General features: G+C 61.4%; 19 protein-coding genes. 5 read left to right on the forward strand and 14 right to left on the reverse strand.

Annotated features, from left to right (window positions below; genetic code table 11):
- Positions 1 to 196 precede the first annotated feature (196 nt).
- The 3 genes from ACR1XY_RS12185 (at position 197) to ACR1XY_RS12195 (ending at position 2,618) form a co-directional block, all read left to right on the forward strand.
- A complete protein-coding gene (locus tag ACR1XY_RS12185) occupies positions 197 to 904 on the forward strand; it encodes a DUF484 family protein (protein ID WP_480593636.1) in 708 nt (235 codons plus the stop codon).
- Positions 901 to 1,821 carry a tyrosine recombinase XerC gene (locus tag ACR1XY_RS12190; RefSeq protein ID WP_480593639.1) on the forward strand — a complete coding sequence of 307 codons (921 nt, stop codon included), beginning with the start codon at positions 901 to 903 and terminating at the stop codon, positions 1,819 to 1,821. The genes ACR1XY_RS12185 and ACR1XY_RS12190 overlap by 4 nt, the downstream gene beginning before the upstream one ends.
- A gap of 83 nt (positions 1,822 to 1,904) precedes the next feature.
- The gene (locus ACR1XY_RS12195; RefSeq protein ID WP_480593642.1) at positions 1,905 to 2,618 is read left to right on the forward strand and encodes a CDP-alcohol phosphatidyltransferase family protein; all 714 of its coding nucleotides are present in this window, start codon (positions 1,905 to 1,907) and stop codon (positions 2,616 to 2,618) included.
- Here ACR1XY_RS12195 and ACR1XY_RS12200 read toward each other — a convergent pair.
- The 10 genes from ACR1XY_RS12200 to ACR1XY_RS12245 form a co-directional block, all read right to left on the reverse strand.
- Entirely contained in the window at positions 2,603 to 3,070 is a 468-nt protein-coding gene (locus tag ACR1XY_RS12200) for a hypothetical protein (protein WP_480593644.1), read from the reverse strand. The genes ACR1XY_RS12195 and ACR1XY_RS12200 overlap by 16 nt on opposite strands.
- A gap of 76 nt (positions 3,071 to 3,146) precedes the next feature.
- Positions 3,147 to 3,602: a methylated-DNA--[protein]-cysteine S-methyltransferase gene (locus tag ACR1XY_RS12205; RefSeq protein ID WP_480593646.1), complete on the reverse strand. Its 456-nt coding sequence runs from the start codon at positions 3,600 to 3,602 to the stop codon at positions 3,147 to 3,149.
- 71 nt (positions 3,603 to 3,673) lie between these two features.
- Positions 3,674 to 6,586 (reverse strand): isoleucine--tRNA ligase, encoded by a 2,913-nt coding sequence (gene ileS, locus ACR1XY_RS12210; protein WP_480593648.1) that lies wholly within the window; start codon positions 6,584 to 6,586, stop codon positions 3,674 to 3,676.
- A 164-nt stretch (positions 6,587 to 6,750) separates the two neighbouring features.
- The gene (locus ACR1XY_RS12215) at positions 6,751 to 9,444 is read right to left on the reverse strand and encodes a DUF2339 domain-containing protein (RefSeq protein WP_480593650.1); all 2,694 of its coding nucleotides are present in this window, start codon (positions 9,442 to 9,444) and stop codon (positions 6,751 to 6,753) included.
- 92 nt (positions 9,445 to 9,536) lie between these two features.
- Positions 9,537 to 10,016 carry a DUF2269 family protein gene (locus ACR1XY_RS12220; protein ID WP_480593652.1) on the reverse strand — a complete coding sequence of 160 codons (480 nt, stop codon included), beginning with the start codon at positions 10,014 to 10,016 and terminating at the stop codon, positions 9,537 to 9,539.
- Positions 10,016 to 11,323: an SDR family oxidoreductase gene (locus tag ACR1XY_RS12225; RefSeq protein ID WP_480593656.1), complete on the reverse strand. Its 1,308-nt coding sequence runs from the start codon at positions 11,321 to 11,323 to the stop codon at positions 10,016 to 10,018. The genes ACR1XY_RS12220 and ACR1XY_RS12225 overlap by 1 nt, the downstream gene beginning before the upstream one ends.
- 93 nt (positions 11,324 to 11,416) lie before the next feature.
- Positions 11,417 to 12,127 (reverse strand): VIT1/CCC1 transporter family protein, encoded by a 711-nt coding sequence (locus ACR1XY_RS12230; protein WP_480593658.1) that lies wholly within the window; start codon positions 12,125 to 12,127, stop codon positions 11,417 to 11,419.
- A 54-nt stretch (positions 12,128 to 12,181) separates the two neighbouring features.
- The gene (locus ACR1XY_RS12235; protein ID WP_480593660.1) at positions 12,182 to 13,171 is read right to left on the reverse strand and encodes a YcjF family protein; all 990 of its coding nucleotides are present in this window, start codon (positions 13,169 to 13,171) and stop codon (positions 12,182 to 12,184) included.
- A complete protein-coding gene (locus ACR1XY_RS12240) occupies positions 13,164 to 13,619 on the reverse strand; it encodes an N-acetyltransferase family protein (protein ID WP_480593661.1) in 456 nt (151 codons plus the stop codon). The genes ACR1XY_RS12235 and ACR1XY_RS12240 overlap by 8 nt, the downstream gene beginning before the upstream one ends.
- Positions 13,616 to 15,028 (reverse strand): YcjX family GTP-binding protein, encoded by a 1,413-nt coding sequence (locus ACR1XY_RS12245; RefSeq protein ID WP_480593662.1) that lies wholly within the window; start codon positions 15,026 to 15,028, stop codon positions 13,616 to 13,618. The genes ACR1XY_RS12240 and ACR1XY_RS12245 overlap by 4 nt, the downstream gene beginning before the upstream one ends.
- A 107-nt stretch (positions 15,029 to 15,135) precedes the next feature.
- Between ACR1XY_RS12245 and truA the strand changes: the two genes are divergently transcribed.
- A complete protein-coding gene (gene truA / locus ACR1XY_RS12250) occupies positions 15,136 to 15,903 on the forward strand; it encodes a tRNA pseudouridine(38-40) synthase TruA (protein WP_480593663.1) in 768 nt (255 codons plus the stop codon).
- Here the strand turns inward: truA and ACR1XY_RS12255 are convergent.
- From ACR1XY_RS12255 to ACR1XY_RS12265, 3 genes are read right to left on the reverse strand one after another with little or no spacing between them, the layout of a single operon-like run.
- Positions 15,900 to 16,835 (reverse strand): nickel/cobalt transporter, encoded by a 936-nt coding sequence (locus ACR1XY_RS12255; protein ID WP_480593664.1) that lies wholly within the window; start codon positions 16,833 to 16,835, stop codon positions 15,900 to 15,902. The genes truA and ACR1XY_RS12255 overlap by 4 nt on opposite strands.
- Complete coding sequence (locus ACR1XY_RS12260) at positions 16,820 to 17,512, reverse strand: DUF1007 family protein (protein WP_480593665.1); 693 nt, start codon at positions 17,510 to 17,512, stop codon at positions 16,820 to 16,822. Before ACR1XY_RS12260 ends, ACR1XY_RS12255 begins: the two co-directional genes overlap by 16 nt.
- A gap of 28 nt (positions 17,513 to 17,540) precedes the next feature.
- Positions 17,541 to 18,347, reverse strand: a complete 807-nt coding sequence (locus ACR1XY_RS12265; protein WP_480593666.1) for a thioesterase family protein — start codon at positions 18,345 to 18,347, stop codon at positions 17,541 to 17,543.
- 138 nt (positions 18,348 to 18,485) lie between these two features.
- Here ACR1XY_RS12265 and ACR1XY_RS12270 point away from each other — a divergent pair, with 138 nt between their 5' ends.
- Positions 18,486 to 19,421 (forward strand): 2-hydroxyacid dehydrogenase, encoded by a 936-nt coding sequence (locus tag ACR1XY_RS12270; protein ID WP_480593667.1) that lies wholly within the window; start codon positions 18,486 to 18,488, stop codon positions 19,419 to 19,421.
- Between the two features lie 7 nt (positions 19,422 to 19,428).
- On the opposite strand, the gene ACR1XY_RS12275 is transcribed toward ACR1XY_RS12270, so the two are convergent.
- Positions 19,429 to 19,785, reverse strand: a complete 357-nt coding sequence (locus tag ACR1XY_RS12275) for a hypothetical protein (RefSeq protein ID WP_480593668.1) — start codon at positions 19,783 to 19,785, stop codon at positions 19,429 to 19,431.
- Positions 19,786 to 19,840: the final 55 nt, after the last annotated feature.

A 19,840-nucleotide genomic window follows, 5' to 3' on the forward strand; every position in this document is an offset into this window, starting at 1 on the left:
CCCATGCGCGACCGCGCGGCGCCGTCAGGTGCCGCGCCCGGCCCAACTGCAAAACCTGATCCTTTGATCAGGGCCTTGCAGGCGGGAGCGTTTCCGACACACGCCCATACGAAATCCACTTTTGCCTGCAATTTTCCCAAGGCAAATGCCGCATTCCGTGTTATAAGCCGCTCAACAAAAAAAGACCGGACGGGACATGAGCAGTAACACCAAACTTAAGGACAATCTCCGCGCCGCGATTCTGGCAGAACCAGACGCCGTGCTGGACGACAAGGATCTGATGCAGGCGCTCGTGGCCGCCAATGAACAGGCGCGCGGTGACAATGTTATCGACCTGCGCGGCATCGCCATGCAACGGCTCGAGGCGCGGCTTGACCGGCTCGAAGACACGCACCGCTCGGTCATTGCGGCGGCGTATGAGAACCTCGCTGGCACCAATCAGGTGCATCGCGCCATCCTCCACCTGCTGGAACCCGTCGATTTCGAGGATTTCCTGGCCACACTTGGCAGTGAAATTGCCGATATCCTGCGGGTGGACCACATCACTCTGGTTCTGGAAACCACGGTCCGGCAGGAAGACCCCGCCATCGAAAAGCTGGGCGGTGTGCTGACCGTGGTCGAACCGGGTGCCGTTGATGCCTATCTCAGTCAGGACCGCGGCGGACCGGCACGGCAAGTTGTCCTGCGCCCGATTGCACATGCTGAACCCCGGGTGTTCGGCACCATGGCAGGTCGGCTTCGTTCCGAAGCCTGTCTGAGGCTGAATTTGGGTGAGGGCCGCCTGCCCGGCATGATCGTCATGGGCGCCAAAGACGCTAACCACTTCACTCCGCAACTGGGCACCGACTTGCTGTCCTTCTTCGCTGGCGTGTTCGAACGCTCGATGCGCCACTGGCTGTCGTGAGCCTGATCTCCCCAGCCTGCCGCGATGCGCTACAGCATTGGCTCGACAGTCTGGGGGCACTGGCCGGGCGGTCCGAGAATACACAGACCGCCTACCGAGGTGATGTCACCGATTTCCTGTCCTTCATGACGCTGCACCACAGCGAACGTCAGGGACTGGCCGCATTGGCCCGGATCACCGTGTCCGACATGCGGGCATGGATGGCGGATCAACGGGCCTCCGGCGTCGGCGCGCGGTCACTGGCGCGCAAACTCTCGGCCGTCAAAAGTTTCTACCGCTGGCTGTCCGAGCGCGAGGGGTTCGAACCGACGGCCGTGCTGTCGACCCGCGCGCCAAAATTCACCAAGAAACTGCCCCGCCCTCTGGCCGAAGATGCCGCCCGTGCCATGATCGAAACGGTCGAACTGCAATCGACCAACGATTGGGTCGCGGCCCGAGATGTGGCCGTGGTAACCCTGCTTTACGGCTGCGGGTTGCGTATTTCTGAGGCCCTGTCCCTGACCGGCGCCGACGTGCCCCTGCCCGAGTCTCTGCGAGTCGTCGGCAAAGGCGACAAAGAGCGGATCGTACCCGTCCTACCCGCCGCCCGCACAGCAGTGGATCGGTACCTGCAGCTATGCCCTCATCCGCAGGACAAGGACAAGGCCCTGTTCCGTGGTGTGCGGGGCGGGGCGTTGAACCCACGTGCCATTCAGGGCGTCATGGCCAAGGCGCGGATGCAGCTTGGCCTGCCCGCTACGGCCACACCGCACGCTTTGCGGCACAGCTTTGCCACCCACCTTCTGTCCGCCGGGGGCGATCTGCGCGCGATTCAGGAATTGCTGGGCCATGCATCGCTCTCAACCACCCAGACCTATACAGCCGTCGATACGGCCCGGTTGATGGAGGTCTATAATCGCGCCCACCCCAAGGCGTGATGTTCTCGCATTGTGACGTCACCCATTCATCTTAGTTCGGCTTTTGGTTTGCATCTGGCGAACGCATCGGTCATGACACCCGCATGACCCTCAGATTCAAAGCGCTTTTTGTCCATCTCTTCACCGCTACCGGAGCTGTTTTCGCGATGCTGGCCATGCTGGCCGCTGTCGAAGAGAAATGGAGCCTGATGTACCTGTGGCTGGTGGTTTCGTTCATCGTGGACGGTATCGATGGCCCTCTGGCCCGGCATTATCACGTCAAGAAAAACGCGCCCGAGTTTGATGGCGTATTGCTGGATCTGATTATCGACTACCTTACCTATGTGTTCATACCGGCTTATGCGCTGTTCAAATCCGGGCTGATGGATGGATGGACCGGTTGGTTCGCGATCATCGTCATCACCTTTGCTAGCGCTATGTATTTCGCCGATACGCGCATGAAAACAAAGGACAACTCCTTTTCCGGATTTCCCGGATGCTGGAACATGTTCGTGATCGTGATCTTCGCGCTCGAACCCAATTTCTGGGTCATCCTGCTGCTGGTGTCACTGCTGTCCGTGGCGATGTTCCTGCCCCTGAAATTCATCCACCCCGTCCGCACGGAACGCTGGCGCGCTGTATCGCTGCCTATGGCCTTTGCATGGACCTTCTTTGCCGGCTGGGCCGCCTGGGTCGATTTCCACCCCGAAAGCTGGGCGCATTGGGGTCTGGTGATCACCAGCCTGTATCTGGTGTCGGCGGGGATTGCGCAGCAGATCATACCGCAGCGCAAAAGCGCGGATTACAGGACCTCCTGAACCTCAAACTCGGTGCCGTTATGGGTAAAGACGTCACCCTCTTGCAGGCCGATCATGGCCAGATAGATCGGGCTTTGGGTTGAGATCCCCATATAGGTCTTGCCGTCCACATCAAACCGCGTAGTTGAAACGCAAACCACAAAGCGACGGTTGTTGAACTTGACCACGGCCCCAGGCTGCACCGTATCAGTGATGCTGAAATCGGTGTTTTCGATCACGTCGATCTTGGCGTGATGGGCATGCACCGGGGCATCAAAAGCCGCCGCCAGATCTGCATTCTCACGTGAGGCGGCGATATCGTCCTTGTCATGCCCTTCCCGGTCATCCAACTGAGAATCCTTCAGGAAAGCGTCGTAATGGGCCTGAGCCGTCGCCAATTCTTGCTCTTCCAGCGACATCAGTCGGTCTATGATGGCCTTCTTACGGCCGGCCGGGTCAGTTGGGGCAGTCATGCAATGCGATCCTTTGAATTCTCTATCTGATACAAATTGAGCCTCAACCAGCCGGATTGCAACAGAATTCCGCGGGTCAGATCAGCAGGCCCGCCGCCCGTTCATGGCGCAGCAGGGCAACCTTGGTCTCAATTCCTCCGTCGCCAGAAAAGCCGCCCAGTCCGTTGGCTGCCAGCACCCGGTGACAGGGGATGATGATCGGGATCGGGTTGGCTCCGCAGGCTTGCCCCACGGGCTGAGGGGGCTGCCCCAACTCTTTGGCGATGTCGCCGTAAGTGCGTGTCTCGCCCAAGGGGATAGCGAACATGAGGTCACAAACCTGCTGTTGAAATTTTGACCCAGCCACGCGGTAGGGCAAATCAAACCGCTCCAGTTGACCCTGATCATAAGCCGTCAACTGCGCGGCGGCTTCCTGCAACAAGGGCGTTTGGGATCCCTTGTTCCGACCATCCCACACAAGACGCGTGACGGCTCCGTCGGTTTCTTCGACCCCAAGGCAGCCAAACTGGGTTTCAACGGCAATCATCGGCATGATGGCAGCGTTTCAGATCGCCGCCCCCGCTGCAACGAAAAACCCCCGGCCGATGGCCAGGGGGTCTGATCTTAGCTCAGTGCTTCGTTGCAGCGTCCACAGACACCTGCGTGAGTGTGGCGGCCAACATCGGGCAGGATCTTCCAGCAGCGCTGGCATTTCTCGCCTTCGGCCTTTTCGAACACCACCGCGACGCCCTCGATTTCCGGTACGCGGAAGGCTTCGGCGGGGGCCGGGTCGCCGGTAACAGTCAAGCCCGAGGTGATGCACATGTCATCCACGTCAAAGGTGGCAAGCAGATCGCGGGTTTCCTGATCCTCGACATGCACGATCGGCGCGGCCTCAAGGCTGGAACCTATTACCTTGTCCTGACGCTGGATTTCCAACGCAGCGGTCACGGCACGACGCACGCGGCGCACTTTTGCCATATAGGTTTCCAGTACCTCGTTGCGCCAGTCGGCTGGAGTGTCAGGGAAGTCCACCAAATGGACCGAGCTGTCATCGCCCGGAAAGCGCTCCAGCCAGACCTCTTCCATGGTGAAGACCAGAACCGGTGCCAACCAGGTGGTCAGGCGGTGGAACAGGATATCCAGCACGGTGCGGGCCGCGCGGCGGCGCAGGCTGTCACCGTCGCAATACAGTGCATCCTTGCGAACGTCGAAGTAGAAGGACGACAAATCGACCGTGGCAAAAGTGAACACGGCACTGAACACGCCCTGGAAGTCGAAGGACGCATAACCCTTGCGGACCTGCTCATCCAGATCGGCCAGACGGCTGAGCACCCAACGTTCCAGGCGCGGCATTTCCTCGGGCGCGACGCGGTCGGCTTCGGTGAAGTCGGCCAGCGAGCCCAGCATGAACCGCATGGTGTTACGCAGGCGGCGGTAGCTGTCAGCGGTGCCTTTCAGGATTTCCGGCCCGATCCGCTGGTCGGCGGTATAGTCGGTCTGAGCCACCCACAGGCGCAGAATATCCGCGCCGTACTGTTTGACGACCTCTTCCGGCACGATGGTGTTGCCCAGCGATTTGGACATCTTGTTGCCTTTGGCATCCAGCGTGAATCCGTGTGTCACCACGTTGCGGTACGGCGCACGACCCTTGGTGCCGCAGGCCTGCAGCATGGACGAATGGAACCAACCGCGGTGCTGGTCGGTGCCCTCCATATAGACGTCGGCGATGCCATCCTCGGTCCCGTCCTCACGGTCGCGCAGAACGAAGGCATGGGTTGAACCGGAATCAAACCATACATCCAACACGTCGAACACCTGATCGTAGTCGTCGGGGTTGGCGATGCCGTCGAGGATCTTCTCTTTAAAGCCTTCAGTGTACCAGATATCCGCGCCGTCTTTCTCAAACGCCGCCTTGACGCGGACGTTGACCTCTTCGTTGCGCAGAAGGTAATCCGCGTCGGTCGGCAAAGCGCCCTTCTTGGTGAAGCAGGTCAGCGGCACACCCCAGGCGCGCTGGCGGGACAGGACCCAGTCCGGGCGCGCCTCGATCATGGAATACAGGCGGTTGCGACCGGTCTGCGGAGTCCATTTCACCAACTCGTCTATGGACCGCAGGGCGCGTTCGCGGATGGTGTCGCCCATCTCACCCATGCCATCGTCCAGTTTACGGTCAACCGATGCGAACCACTGCGGCGTGTTGCGATAGATGATCGGCGCTTTCGAGCGCCACGAATGCGGATAGCTGTGCTTGATCTTGCCACGCGCCAGCAGGCCACCAACCTCGACCAGCTTGTCGATGACGGCCTTGTTCGCGTCACCCTCACCGCCCTTGCGGGACAGGATGTACTTGCCGCCAAAGAACGGCAGATCGGCGCGGAACGAGCCATCGTCCATCACGTTATAGGTGATGACCTGTTCCAGCATGCCCAGATCGCGGTAAAGCTCGAATTCCTCCATACCGTGCGACGGCGCGCAGTGGACGAAGCCAGTGCCTTCGGTATCGGTCACGAACTCAGCCGCGCGAAAGTCGCGGATGTCGTCCCATTCGCCATTGCCGCCCTCGGCCCCGGCCAGCGGGTGGGTCAGTTGCACGCCCGCCAGCTCATCCGTGGTCACGTCACGGACGCGGGTCCACTGGTCATCGTTCAGGCGCGCTCGGCCCAGAACGTCGGCGGCCAGATTATCGGCCAGCAGGAATTTGTCTCCGACTTTAGCCCAGCATTCGTCAGGCGCTCCAGTGACTTCGTACAGGCCGTAAGAGATGTCCTTGCCAAAAACGACAGCCTTGTTCGAAGGCATCGTCCAAGGGGTGGTCGTCCAGATCACCACAAACGCGTCATCCAGATCGCCTGCATTCACGACCTTGAACTTCACCCAGATGGTGAAGCTTTCCTTGTCGTGATACTCGACCTCGGCCTCGGCCAGAGCGGTTTTTTCGATGGGCGACCACATCACGGGCTTTGAGCCCTGATAAAGCGTGCCGTTCATCAGGAACTTCATGAACTCGTCGGCGATCACGGCCTCGGCGTGATAGTCCATCGTGATGTAGGGATCGGCCCAGTTGCCTGTGATGCCCAGACGCTTGAACTCTTCACGCTGGATGTCGATCCAGCCTTCGGCGAACTTGCGGCATTCCTGACGGAAATCGACGACGTTCACCTCGTCCTTGTTCTTGCCCTTCTTGCGGTACTGCTCCTCGATCTTCCACTCGATCGGCAAACCGTGGCAGTCCCAGCCCGGAACATAACGCGCATCAAAGCCCATCATCTGATGGGACCGCACGATCATGTCCTTGATGGTCTTGTTCAGCGCGTGGCCGATATGCAGGTGACCGTTCGCGTACGGGGGGCCGTCATGCAGCGTAAAGGGCTGGCGGCCCACTTTTTCACGCAGGCGGTCATAGACGCCGATGGTCTCCCACCGCTCCAGCCATGCGGGCTCGCGCTTGGGCAGGCCGGCGCGCATGGGGAACTCGGTTTTGGGCAGGTTCAGCGTGTCTTTGTAATCAGGTGTCTGGATCGTGTCGGCGCACATTGGGGGCGTCCTTTGGATGATCTGGTCGTACTAGGATCGAAGCGGTCGGTGCGAAGTCTCAAACACCTTTGCCCGGCGTCTCAGAGGGTCAGAGCGCCGGGGATATAATTCGAATAATGATGGCCGTCCGGTCATACATGGCCGCGCTTATAGGACGCCCGCGCCTAATGGTCCAGAGGTTCCGCCCCTTGCGGCGAATGGCGCAGCTTGGCCCAGCGGTTGAGCCACGCCAGACCCGCCAGCGCAAGGCCCAGAGCCAGCAGCGAGAACACCCGGATCAGGCCGCCCAGCCCGGCAATGTCGATGAGGAACACCTTGGCCACGGCCAGCCCGATCACCCCCAGACCTGCCTTGCGCATCAGGTCGGATCGGCGCGCCAGCGACTGGTAGAACAGTGCTGCCCCGATCACCAGCAGGGCCATGGTATAGGTGTAAAGTTCGGGCTGGGTCACACCGTTGTCCTCATACATCCCGGCGGCACCCTGCCAGACGTGACGGATCATCAAGCCCAGCCAGACCGCCGCCAACACGCTGCTAAGCCCCCAACTGGCGCGCTTCAGCCACAGCGGTGTGGCATGGATGCGCCAGACCGAGAACCCGATGGCCAGCGCAGGCAACAGGTAAGCCACCGCCAATGTGTTCAGGACAGGCGGGCCCAGAACCGGCGGCGCGATTGTGCTGAGCAACGGGTTCGACTCAGCCAGCGCCTGTGCCAGCCGGAATAGGCCATGCCCGGCAAAGAACGCGGCCAAAAGATAGCGGGCATAGTTCAGCTTGCCGCCCAGTTCGAACCGCTGCACCTGTGCGAAGGCCAGCATCAGCCAAATGAGCGCGAGCAGACCCAGCCCCCAATGACTGTTGGTGGCACCGCCTTCGCCAAAGCTCTGCAGCCAGCGTTCCAGCAAAAGCGACAGCAGGATACCCCCGGTCGCCCAGGCAGCGCTCTCCAGGAGCAGCGATGCCACGGGGCGGGTCAGAGGACGGATCAACAGCCATCCGATCAGGAACCCGACGGTGGCTGCGCTGTAAACCAGCGCCATCTCGGCCACCGGCGCTGAACTGGCCCAGACAAGACCCGGGTTCAGCACCAGTCGCACCGTGACCGTGAACACTCCGGCCCAAATGAACCAGCTCAACGGAGGCAGGGTGAACTTGCGATCCAGCGCAGCGGCCACAACAATCATCACGACCAGAGCAATGGTCAGCGCCGCTGAACTGAGGACGATGACGCAGGCAAAGGTCAAACAGGACAGCGCCGAAAGCGTCGCCAGAGACGCGCGCATCCGTTCGTCGCCATCAATGCGCGCAAAGCGCTCGGCAAAGACAACCATCAGCACGCCCAATGCGATGCCATGCAGCGCCCACGGGTAGGCTCCGATGGTGTCTGCGGGATGCCAGCCGACCTCAAGCGCGATGGCCAGAGCGGGTGCAAAGACAGCAGCCGCACCGGCCCAGACCGCCGGGAATGTGGGCGCCTGTATCGAGCGCCACGCTGCGGTGACTGAAATCACCGCGCCCAGCATGATCAGGATCGTGACCACCCACGGGTAATCTGCCTCAGCCGTTTCGGCATAGGTTTCGGCGAACTGGCGCAGCACGATGCCGTCATCCCAGCCATGCACCAGAACGAACCAGATGAGGCCAAGCGCAGGCAGCGCGATTGCGTCCTGCAAGGCCTCGGCCTGCCTGCCCCACAGCATCAGGCCAAGTGTCAGCCCCGCCAGCAGCGCAACTCCCAACCAGAACTCAGCGGGGCTGTCGGCCCAGTGCACCGACAGAATGACGGAACTTACGGCAACTGCACCAAAACCCAGCCGGGTTGGAAATTCGGGCCACGCGCCTCCCTTTTTGCGACGGATGATCTGGCTGATCATCACGCCGCCATGATCGGGCCAAACACGCCGAACGGGGATAGCAATCGCAATCACCGCCAGCGCCGTGACGCAGATCAGGTAGTCAGGTTCCGTCAAGGGTGAGGACAACACCAGCAACAGGCAGGCCGAATACGCACCGAACAAGGTCAGAACCGAGATCCACGCCCAGCGCCGGACCGTGTCGATTCCCAGACCCAAAACGGCGATCACAAAGAAATAGGCATACAGCCAGCTAGGGTCCTTGGACGCGCCGCCAACGACGAAGGGGGCCGAAAAGGCTCCGATCAAACCAACGGCGGCCAGTAAGGGGCCGTGAAACCACCCCAAAACCAACCCCAACAGTGCGACAACAACCATCGCAGCCAGCGCGGCTTCGGGGCCGATCAGGTCATAGAGCTGCCTTGCGGCCAGAATGCCTCCGAACAGGGTGACCAGACCGGCGCCGGAGAAGACCGAGGGCAAATAGGCGGTGGCCGAGGATTCGTCATCGCCATACCTGCGGCGGATCACTTCGCCGGCAACGATCAGCGCCGTACCGAATACCAACGCGGCAATCACGCGGGCGGACGGCGGCAGCAACCCGTTATCAACGCCGTATTGAACCAGAAATATCCCCGCCAGCGCCAGCGACAAGGCCGACACCGCATAAAACCAATTCTCCCGCAACCAGGTCGAGAGGGCAGCAAACCGATCCTCGCGAAACACAACGGCGGCAGGCGGGGACTGCTCGGCAGCGGGCCGAGGTGTTTGAGCCTTGGACCACGGGGCAGGCTTCGGTGGCTTGTCCGGTTTCTCGGTCGGTTTGCGCGGCTCGGGCCGGGCTGGCACAGCGCGCGCCTCGGGCACATCTCCACCCAGCGCGCGGAGTTGCAGTTCAAGCTGTTCGACCCGGCGGCGCAGGCGCGTGTGACCGACAAGCAGAACAATAATGGCCACTGGTATGGCCAACACGATCAATCCGACAAGAACAAGCAGGGATTCCAATGGGCTCTCCGGGTGGTTTCAACGCCAAGCTACCCGAGGCTCGCAGCAGGCAACAGTCAGAAATCCCGGCAATTTACTCATAGGCCTGCGGGCTAAATCCACCCGATTGTCGGGCGCGCGATCATCAGCCAAAGGATGGTCAACACCGCCGCAAATGCCGGAAACCCGCAGGCGAACCAGATACGGAACAGACGGTGATAGACCTGCGGCAAGGGCACGGCGCTGTCAGCCGCCGCCTGCGCCAGCCCGCGCATTCGCACTTGTATCCAAACGACCGGCAGCCAGAACACCCCGGCCACCGCGTAAAGCATCAGCGAGGCCAGAACCCACCCTTCGGTCAGGGACCAGCCCAACCGCCATGCCAGCAGCCCCCCGGTTATGGGCTGGGCAATAACGGCCGTTGTCGTGAACAGCAGATCGGCTAGAACCACCACTCCGGCGGTCTGCGCGATGAACCGGGCATCACCCGAGCGGTGCGCGATCAGCATAAAAAAAGCGATCCCCGCACCAGTGCCCAGCAGGACGCAGGCTCCGATGATGTGCAGCCAACGCAGGATCAGGTCCGGGTCCATCAGCGGCTCTGCAACAGGGGCCAGGCGACAAGCGAGAGCGTCATCGCCGGCAGGATCTTGATCAATGGGCCGAGCGGGTCGAGCCATAGGCCCGGCACCGCGAAACTTGCGGCCAGTAGGTAAACGAGGGCAACGGCAACCTGCGCCAGACAGGCACGCGCCGCCCAAGGGCGCCACAGGATGGCAAGGCCCAGTGCGATATCGACGAAGGACCAGAACAGGACGCTGGCAACGGCCAAAGCCATGCCCCACCCGGCTTCGGTCAGAATGGCCGCTGCCTTAGGCAGACTGATCAAGCCAGTTAAGCCGGATAACACCCAGAAGAGGCTCAGCACTGCAACGACCAGAGGCATCAGCAGCGACATCCGCGCAGTCAGGCGGTGCTCACGCGAGCAGGTCAAACCTGCATAGACCTGTGGTAAGCTGGCCAGCGACTGCCCCGTGGCCGCTCGGTAGGGTTCGGGGTCACCCACCACACCGTCTGCCATCACTGTCATCGCATTGCTGCGCAAGGGCGAGCGCCACCCCAAATGACCCAACCCGTCGGCACAGGCCGAGATCAGGCCGGTCATCACCTCTGGCACTACCACCGTGGCCCGCGCAGCCGGGAACCCCATCCATTTACGGGTCTCTGCCAGCACTTGGGACAACGAGGCCGGAGTGTCCTCGACCAGATCATAGGTCCCCTCCGGCAAGTCCTGCGCCACGGCCTGCACAACGGCGCAGCACAGGTCCGGCATCCCGACACATTGAACGAGAGTGTCGGGATACGCGATTGGCTGCACCAATGGTACCGCCGTCAGCATCCGCAACAGCGCGGTGCCGCCAAAATCCGATTGCCCGATCACCAGCCCCGGCTTGAGGATCCACAACGCAGCGCCGCTTGCCCGCAGCGCCGCATCCCCGGCGGCCTTGGTGCGCATAAAGTCAGTGTCGGCATCGGGTTCGGCCCCAATGGCCGATATCTGGACCACGGCGATATTCCTTTGCGCGCAGGCATGGCCCAAAGCTGAAATGGCGGTGTGGTGAACGGTTTCAAGATCATCTGCCGGACCATCCTGCAGTGCGCCGGCGCAGTTCACGACGCAATCAATGCCCTGCACGTGCTTGTCCCAATCCTCGGGCCGCAAACAGGCCCGCAAGTCACCCAGTATCTGCGGAACGTCCCCAAGAACCTGAGCCCCCGATTTCTTGCTGCGTACAAAGGCCGACACACGCACGCCCTCAGCCCGCAGCGACCACGAGACCGCGGCGCCGATAAATCCGTAAGCCCCTAAAACCAGAACGTTTTTATTCGCAAGCTGCAATTGGCACTCAATCACTTGAACCTGTTTGCCGCAGCCTAACCGTTGGCCGAAGTTTGACCAGCCGTTTACGCTGCCCTGCGACAATCTTGGCCGTCACGGGTGAAACAGAGACCCGACAAGATACGCGATCAACGCCGCGGCCCCGCCGATCACAAAGGTTTCGAACCCGGATCGCCAACAGGGCGCCAATGACCAGCGGCTCTTGAACGCTCCGATGGAAAAGAAAACGCCCATGGTCATGCAGGCCGAGATCGTAAAGGCATGATCAAACCCAAGAAGGAACGGCAGCAGCGGCACCATGCCGGCAACGAGGAACGCGATGAAGGTCGCCATTGCCGCCTTGAACGGATGGGGATCAACGCTGCCGAGGCCGTATTCGCCCTCGACCATCAGGTTGATCCAGTTTTCGTGGTTGGCTGTGATCGCATCTGTCGCCTCGTCCAGAACGCGGCCCGACAGGCCCTTCTGCGCCAGAATCTCGCGCACCTCGCGGCGCTCACCGTCGGGGTAGAGGTCGATATGGCGCTCTTCGATGGCGCGGATGCGGCGGATGTTGTCCAACTCGGCCTTTGTACCCGAGTAATTCCCGGCGGCCATGGAAAACCCATCCGCCAGCACGTTGGCCAGACCCAAGGCAACGATGATGAACGGGGACAGCCCAGCGCCAGCAACCCCGGCCACGATGGCAAAGGTGGTCACCGACCCGTCAATGCCGCCATAGACCACATCGCGCAGCACGCCCCGACCGGGTGGCGCATTGATCCGCGCGGCGATTTCTTGCTGGCTGTGTCCGTGATCGGTCATGGCTGGCTCCGGCTTTGTTATGCATGCCAACCGGCCAAAGGGCTTTGCGGCAGGTCAAGTTTTGGAAAACAACCCGCTGAGCGCACGCTTGATCATCCCGCGCGTTGAAGGTTTGTGCCGGTCGGAAAATGGCAGCGGTCGGCAGACCTCCATCGCGGCCACGCCAACCCGCGCGCTGAGTGCGCCGTTCACCAGCCCCTCGCCAAATCGGCGTGACAGTTTGCTGAGGACCGATCCGCCCAAAATAGGCTCCAGCAGGTCGTCACCCACGGCCACGGCCCCGGTCGCCACCAGATGCACAAAGACAGTCCGCGTCAGACGCCAACTGCCCAAAAACCCTGCGCGGCCGCCATAGATCTCGGCCACCCGGCGGATCATCCGCAACGAAGCCGCAAGCGCCGTCACAACATCGGCCAACGCCAAGGGCACCAGTGCGGTCACAGTAGCAACCTGCCGGGCGGCGGCCTCGACCTCGCGGCTGGCGGCAGCATCCAGAGGGGCCAGCAACTCGTCTTCGGCCAGGGCCAGCAGGGTTGACGCGTCGAATTGCTCGCCCATCCGTTCGGCCAGACGATCGCGGCCCCATTGGGTTTCGTCGCGCCCTTTGTAGAACGCGATCAGGCGGTTGGTCACCGCGCGGGCCTGCGCCAGATCACCCTCGGCCAGTGCAACATCCGCAGCGTGGCGCATTCCATCCACGCGGGACAATCGCCCAATAGCCGCCAGTTCCCGCACCGCGATGATCAAAGCAACCAGAACAAGCGCCCCGATCAACCCCGTCACGACCCAGCCCAAAATCGGCGCGCGTAGCAGCAGTGAATTGACGAAGTCCCAGGCGGCAACCGAGACCACGGCGCCGATCACCGCCAGCGCCAGCCCCCAGAACCACCGCGACAGGGCTGAGGGCTTCCGCGCCGCCAGCCGCGACGCCGCCTGCATCGCCTGCCCTTGCGGTGGGGCAATATCGGGCACTGGCGGGGCCTGCGCCACATCAGCCGCGGGCTCTTCCGCATCCAGATCGATCAGTACCGGACCTCTAGGCATCTACCGCCCCTTCCCTGCGCCAGATATATTTGATGTCCGGCAGGTTTTCATCATTGTCCGCCCCATCACTGCGGGAAATCTCGACAAATCCGTTGTGTTCATAGAACCGCTGCGCACCAAGATTGGCCTGAAACGCATACAGGGACAGCTGTGCCCGGACGGATTTGGCGTGTTGCAGCAAACGCCGCCCAATTCCTTGCCCACGCGCTGCCGGTGTCAGGTACAGCGAGTGGATGTCATCCCCATTCAGCGCCAGAAATCCAAGGATTCCCCTCTCGGCCTCGGCCACAGTGACCCAGTTCTGGTCAATCATCCAGCCGCAAAAAGCGATCGTTTCGGCGCGGGAGTGCAGCTTGGGCATCCAGCCGTTTTCCCGCGAAAACCCGTGCAGGATCTCTCCGATGCTACCGGCATCCGTGCTGCGGGCGGGGCGGAGGGTCACTGTCACAGGCGGTCTCCGATCAGGAACTGCGCGGCGCGGTCCAACCGAATATGCGGAGGGCCGTCGCCGGGGCGCAGGGTCAGATGCGCGGGCGCAAAAGCCATGAATTCGAAATCCTCACCCAGCCAGCTTTCGGCCCCGTTGCGGGCCGGGCCCAGCAGATGCGCCGGGTCGTCGGGCAATTCGCCGGGATAAAAGGCCGCCTGTTTGCCGTCCAGCAAGGTGCCGCGTACGCATGGCAAGTCAGCCCCGTTGTGATTGCGGATTTCTTCGGTCGTCGCCCGCAGCGCCGCCAGTGACAGCGCCGCCGTTTCCGCCCCGGCAAAATTGGCACGGTCGCGGGCATCGCGGGTCAGAGCTTCCATGATGTGGGTCAGGCGGGGATGTTGCGTGTGGTGAAGGTGATCGGCCTTGGTGGCGGCAAACAAGATGCGCTCGACCCGTTTGCCCAACAGCAACTGGCTGAGCCATGCGTTGCGCCCCGGGCGGAAGGCCGCAAGGATGTCGGCCATTGCTCGTCGCATATCCTCAACCGCTTGTGGTCCTTTATGGATCGCACCCAGTGTGTCGACCAGAACCACCTGCCGGTCGATCCGAGCGAAATGATCCCGAAAGAACGGCTTTACGACCTGAGACTTATAGGCCTCGTACCGCCGCGCCATTTCGCGGTGCAAGCTGCGCCGGGGCGCGTGTCCCTCCACGTTCAGTGGCGCGAAGGTTAGCACCGGAGACCCTGCCAAATCGCCCGGCAACAGGAATCTCCCGGGTGTGCAATCATAGAACCCGGCATCGCGCGCAGCGCCGAGATAAGATGCGAATTCCTTGGCTAGGGCCTGCGCTTTGGGTTCTTCATGCGTTTCAGCCGGGTCGCTCGTGTTGACCAAATGAAGAAACGCGGCGGCCTCAGTGCGACCGGCGATACGGTCCAGCGTTTCCGCGGACCAGACCTCATAAGACTTGTCCAGCAGAGCCAAATCCAGCAGCCATTCTCCGGGATAGTCCACGATATCCAGATGGATGGTTCGCGGCCCCTGCAGGCCGGAAAGCAGCCCGGAAGGACGAGCCTTGAAGGACAGGCGCAGCTCGGACACGGCGCGGGTGCTGTCGGGCCAGTGCGGTTGTAGGCCGGTCAGGGCGGCCAGATGGTTTTCGTAGTCGAACCGTGGCACAGTATCGTCCGGCTGCGGCTGCAGGTAGACGGAATTGATGCGACCTTCCTGCTGCGCCACCAGACCGGGCATCCGCCCCCGGTCTAGAAGGTTCGCAACCAAAGAGGTTATGAACACCGTCTTACCCGACCGGGCCAACCCGGTGACGCCCAGACGGATGACTGGTTCAAACAGAGTTTCAGACACACGGTCACCCACGGATTCAACACCGCGCACAAGACTGTCTGCCAGGGATGAGATGACCAAACTGTCGCCCCGCTTTTTTCGTTTCGCTCAAGATAGGTAGAGGTCGCCGCACTTGCCAGAGCTTTCCCACCCTTGCCCCTTTTCTCGCGGCAGGTTACCAGCGGCCCATGCCCAGATACGCGCTGAAAGTCGAATACCAGGGGGAACCGTTCGCCGGGTGGCAGCGGCAAAAGGAATTGCCGTCTGTGCAGGGGGCAATCGAACAGGCCTTGTCGCGCATTCAACCCGGAGAGCATACCATCGCCGCCGCCGGCCGCACCGATGCGGGCGTTCATGCGCTGGGTCAGGTGGCCCATTGCGATCTGGTCAAGGACTGGGACCCGTTCCGCCTGTCCGAGGCGCTGAACTATCACCTCAAGCCGCAGCCGGTGGCCATCGTCAAAGCCGCACAGGTTGACGATGGCTGGCACGCCCGGTTTTCAGCGCTGGAGCGGCAATACCTGTTTCGCATCCTGATGCGCCGTGCCCCTGCAACCCATGACGCCGGACAGGTCTGGCAGATCAATCATCGGTTGGACGTCGACTCCATGCAGGCTGGGGCGGATACGTTGATCGGTCGGCATGATTTCACCACTTTCCGCTCCTCCATCTGTCAGGCCGCCAGCCCGGTCAAAACGCTGGATGAGTTGCGGGTCGAAAAGGTTCAGGGATTTTCCGGCCCCGAGGTGCATTTCCACGTCCGCGCACGGTCATTCCTGCACAATCAGGTGCGCAGCTTCGTGGGAACTCTGGAACGGGTCGGCGCAGGTGCGTGGACGCCCGAAGATGTACGCGCTGCGCTAGAGGCCACCGACCGTGCCGCATGTGGGCCTGTGTGCCCACCGCAGGGCCTTTATCTGGCGCGGGTTGAGTATCCGGAACCGGTATTCGACTAGATCGCGCGCATCAAAAGACCGCTGGCGATCACCACGATAGTCAGTCCCGCCACCAGTTCGATGGTCGGGGCCAACACCGAAGCAAACCGTGTGGCCGAGACTGAAGCCAACAACCCTCCGCGCAGGCCAAACGAGGTCCAACCAACCAGAGTAGTCACCGTTGCCGTGCCCAAAGCCATCGCAAACGCGCCTGCGATGCCGATCATTGCGATGCCCATTTGCCATGTCAGGATCAACACGAACAATGCGCCCGTGCAGGGCCGCGCGGCAATGCCTGCGATCAGCAGCGTGGCTTCGCGAAGGCTGCCAACCTGAGCAACTTCCTCGGCCGTCGGGCCGTGTCGGTGGCCGCAATCGGAACAGACGCCATCATTGTGATCATGGTGATCGTGTTCATGATGGTGGTGATCATGGTGCTGACGCGCTGTTTCGGTCCGATGGCGCCGTGCAAAGCTGCGAATGGAACGGGTCACCAACCAAAGGCCGATCGCGGCAATAGCGGCATAACTGATCGGAGCCATGACTTGCTCGGTTGTGCCCACAAGACTTTCGCGCGACATCTGAAAAATCAGGACACCCGCATAAACCAGCACAACAGCCGTCACCGCCTGCCCCAGACTTGACAGCACGCTGATCGCGGACAAGCGCCAGAAGGCGACGCGACGGCCCAGCCCGTAGCCTCCGATCAGCACCTTACCGTGGCCGGGGCCGATGGCGTGAAAGAAGCCATAGGCGAAACAGACTGTTAGCAGTGTTGCGACCGCTTCGGGCTGCTCGGTTCGAACCGCGCGCAAAGCCCGCGCGATCTGATTCTGAAATTCGCGCTGCTCACCTGCAGCCCAGGCGGCAAGGCTGTCAAATCCGCCACTTCCCCAGAACCACAGCAGCAAAGCAATAGTGATGGCAACCGGAACAATCAGGTATTTGGACATGAAACGAAAATCTCGGACGCAAAGCTCTCCCCGACCATCGGGATATCGTTTTCCTCAAGATCATAATCGGCGTCGAGCGACAGCAGGAATGCCTGCATCTGCGCCAATTGCCCATCAATATCGGGATCAATCCGATCAATCTGGCAGGATGCGGGCCCTGTCACTGTAACGGGGCGCGTCACGTCGTATGCGATGTAGAATGTCTCATCGTAGGCTTTCGCCGTCAGCGAAGATGCAGACACCGGGCCGCCCTCAACCGCACGCAAATGGCTTGTTACAATACGCCCGTCCTCAGTTGTGGCTGTAGGCTCCAACGGGCCGGACAACGCCACCGGAGCGCCATCGGCGAAAACAACCAGATCACCGTTGTACCCTTCAATCCAATGCGCGTCGAAACCCGACAGGACCTGTTCTTCGCCTTCGGTCAAGACGCCATCGAAGTCGTGATCCAGTTTCAACTGTTCAAGTTGGTAAAGCGAGTATAGCTCGTCATAGGCCCAGGTCACGCGCACATGCGTCAACTGGCCGGAGTCGTCCACGATGAACTCAAGCCCGGTGTCGATGTAGACATGCGGGTGCGCCATGGCCGATATCGGCAGGCAACAGGTCAAAAGGGTCACGATACAGCGCATGGGCGAAAGATAGGGGTTCGATCCACGCCCGGCAACGCGTTTCACAGATGACGTGCATAAATCGGCCAAAAGATCAGGCCGGCGGAAACAGGACCAGCGTTTGCAAGGCCGTTCCCACTGGCCCTTCGGTGTCATAGAGCACCGATTGAGACATCCCGATCCCCGAAGGTTGCCAGTGGCACAACGACTCCGAAGCCAACCAATCCGAAACGGGTTCTCGATGGATCTGAACTGTCAGATCAGTATTCATAAACCCCATCTCGGTTGTCGGCGCGTTCCACGAGATACCATTGCCGCAATCGGCCAGCGGGCACAGCGCCTGTATCGGCGATGGAGCCTCTCCCTCCAACAGGGCTGGTACACGCATCCAGACGGTCTTGGGCCCGGCTCCCTGATTGCCGTCCTTCGGATACAACACATCAGAGTGATTGGCGAAGCCGGGCAGATCATGGCGGACCTCGCCGATCGGGAACGGACCTGTCACCGCGTCTTCCAACCGGGGTGGAGCTATCGTCACATTCGGAACCGGTCCCAGATCGCGTCGCGCCAGATGCATGGTCGTCGCGGTGGCGCAGAGCCTGTCATCCAGATCATGCACTGTGACCCGCGTGGTCGCCAGCGTCTTGGTATGGCGGGTGGTTTCCGCCGCCACACGCAGCCCGGCCAAAGGTTGCGGCCGCAGCAGGTCGACGGTCAGACGGGTCAGCATCTTCTCGGGGCCAACCTCGGTTTCTGCCGCCCGCACGATCAGGCCGCTGACCGGCCCTGCGTGGCAGTGATCGGCAGACCACGGTCCGCGCGCCGGATCACAGCCCACAAATGCACCGTCATCGCGCAGATGAAAATATGCCTGTCGGCTTAGCTCTGATGTCCCGCTCATGGGCTACCTCAAGTGTTTTTCTGTTCACCCGACGAAAAGACCGGGCTTTACCTTGGGCCGGAGAATGACTTAGCTGCGGGGAAAATGTCCAGTTCCGCGGCGGGACATAACGCAAATTGAAGCAGTGGGAGGTGCGGCATGGCGTTGTTGATCGAAACCGGGTTGTCTGACTGGATCAGCGACAGCGATATTGCTCGCGATATCAAGCGGCTGCATCCCGACGCGGATGTGCGGACGCCGGACAGCCTTGGAGATCCTGCCGACATCACCATGATCGCCGTCGTCGGGTTGAGCGACGACCACCCCAAACGCCTGCCGAACCTTAAACTGGTGCAAAAGCTGGGCGCCGGGGTCGAGACCATCGTCAGCAATCCCAACCTTCCCCAGCATGTGCGCGTCGCTCGGCTGAAACCGGACGCCCCCGCGCAGGGCATCGCCGAATGGTTCGTGGCTTACATTTTGCGCCATCAACGCCACATGGGCTTTCACGAGGCTGCCCAGCGCCGCGCGGAATGGCTGCCCAGGGCGCCGCTTTATTCCCCCGATACTGTGGTGGGTGTTCTGGGCCTGGGCCATATCGGCGCGCGCAGCGCCAAGATGCTGCGGGCGGTCGGGTTTCAAGTCATGGGCTGGAGCCGTTCCCCCAAACAGATCGACGGCGTGACGTGCCTGCATGGCGATGATGCGCTGCCCGATTTGCTGGGCCAGTGCGATCATGTCTGCGCGATCCTGCCCTCGACCCCTCAGACCGTCAGGCTGTTCGATGCCGGGATGCTGGCCGCGATGAAACCGGGCAGCCAGTTACTGAATGCCGGTCGGGGTGATCTGATCGACGAAACTGCGCTGATCGCAGCGCTGGACAACGGCACCCCCGGCCATGCGGTTCTGGATGTGACCTCAAATGAACCGCTGCCCTCGGACAGCCCTCTCTGGGCGCATCGGGGCGTCACCATCACACCGCATGTGTCAGGCTGGCACCTGGGCGAGGCACTGTCAGATGTAGGCGAGAACTTTCAGCGGCTGGCCGCGGGAAAACCCCTGCTGCACGAGGTTGACAGGGCGCGCGGCTACTAAACCTTAATCAGGGTGTCAGGATCCAGTTGCCACCCGCATCGCGGCAGCGGCGGGTCCGGACCTCTCGGGTCTGATCAGATCCTTCGGGCTGAATAAAGTGCTGCAGATGAACGCAGTTGTCCCGCACATCGCGGACACGGATTGTGCCCTTGGACCCAGACGCGTCATTCACCCAGGTGCTTTCTTCACCGACCTGGGGTGTCCCGTCCGCAAGCATCGCATCTGCAGTCAAGTTCACGACTTCGAAGTCTGCAGGCGTCAGCCCCATTTCGGCAATAATTCGTGAAATCGGCTTAGCATGGACGACCGCCGCCGCTCCAAGAACAATAACCGCCGCCAGTGTAGAAGAAATCCAGGCTTTCATGATCGCCTCGCCTTGCTGAAAAAGATTTGCATTCAAGATTATACCGCCAGCGAAC

The organism is Ruegeria sp. AD11(2025) (assembly GCF_056542405.1).